The sequence below is a fragment of the endosymbiont of Lamellibrachia barhami genome, from assembly GCF_011947365.2.
GTDB lineage: Bacteria > Pseudomonadota > Gammaproteobacteria > Chromatiales > Chromatiaceae > QGON01.
The window spans coordinates 1,337,552-1,339,028 of record NZ_JAAVSH020000001.1 but is presented as its reverse complement, the minus strand read 5'-3'; the positions used below and the strand labels follow the sequence as shown (position 1 = coordinate 1,339,028).

The window sequence follows — 1,477 nt, the reverse complement described above, 5'->3', positions numbered from 1 at the left end:
GTGGTGCGCCCACAACCGGGGCAGGCCACTACCATCGGCGCAAAGGCCCTTAGTCCCATCGACTGCAGGAGTTCCTGGGCAACCACTACCTCCTGGGTGCGTGCGCCACCAGGCTCCGGCGTCAGGGAGATGCGGATAGTGTCACCAATCCCCTCCTGCAGCAGCACCGCCAGCGCAGCCGTGGAGGCAACGATCCCTTTGGAACCCATCCCCGCCTCGGTCAACCCGAGATGCAGGGCATAGTCACTGCGGGCAGCCAGTTTCCGGTAGACGGCGATCAGATCCTGCACACCGCTCATCTTGCAGGAGAGCACGATATGATCTCTGCCGAGACCCAACGCTTCCGCCCGGCGAGCACTGTCCAACGCCGATTTGACCATGATCTCATGGGTCACCTCATCCGCATCCAGCGGATCGGCCGCACGGGCATTCTCATCCATCATGCTCGCCACCAGTCCCTTATCCAGACTGCCCCAGTTGACCCCGATACGTACCGGCTTGTCATATCGGCAGGCGCTCTCGATCATGGTGGCGTACTGGCTGTCACGTTTCTCCCCGCTACCCACATTCCCAGGGTTGATGCGATATTTCCCCAAAGCCTGGGCGCATTCGGGAAAATCTGCCAGTAGACGGTGGCCGTTGAAGTGAAAATCCCCAATCAGCGGGACACTCAACCCCTGCTTGTCCAGTGCCTCGCGTATTGACGGCACCGCTTTGGCGGCTGCCTCATTATTGACCGTAATGCGCACCAGCTCCGACCCGGCCCGGGCCAGTTCCGCCACCTGTCGCACGGTGGCATCCACATCCGCCGTGTCGGTATTGGTCATCGACTGCACCACCACTGGCGCATCACCGCCGATAAGAATCCGGCCGACCGACACACCAACCGTCTGGTGCCTGCTTATACAAGAAGATGTCATGGAAACAAGCTACCTTTAATTCGCTTCATCACAATTTCAAACCTGAACATTGGCATTATCGCTAATCCTGCCCCTTTAACCATCGAGTAGGGTGAGGCGTCACCGCCTCATCCCTCTCACAGAACCGTACGTACGGACCACGTATACGGCTCCTGTAAACAATTATCTCAGATAACTGAGACAGAAATACCTGTCTGAGTACTGGCCATATCCACCAACTTCAACTCTCTCATGAAGCCAGCGGTTTGGCATGGCAAAGCTGGCTAAGGGACTGACTGCATTACGCCAACTATGCATCCGGATAAACTTAAACGGTGGCTTGTAGCCCAGCTGCTTCAACCTTCGATGCGACCGTTTCGGCTTCTTCCACTGTTTCAGTTGGATGCAGCGTAGTCGCCGTCGTATCCAGCCCATTAGTCTGTTCAGCTCCCGCTTGCAATTGGCTATCTTGAAGTAGTTCACGAACCCTCGCAGCACCGGATTCAACTCACTGATAACACCCGCGAGATTCCGGCCCTGATTGCGCCGCGTGATCTTCTTATGGCCGTAGTAACCGA

General features: G+C 56.9%; 2 protein-coding genes. Both read right to left on the bottom strand.

Annotated elements, in window-relative coordinates; all coding sequences use genetic code 11:
- Positions 1–920: flavodoxin-dependent (E)-4-hydroxy-3-methylbut-2-enyl-diphosphate synthase (ispG, locus tag G9Q73_RS05985; protein ID WP_177421295.1), on the bottom strand; the 920-nt coding region annotated here is incomplete at its 3' end.
- Positions 921–1,082: 162 nt separating this feature from the next.
- Positions 1,083–1,477, bottom strand: a 395-nt coding sequence (locus G9Q73_RS05980; protein ID WP_281397562.1) for a group II intron maturase-specific domain-containing protein, incomplete at its 5' end; no start/stop codon positions are given.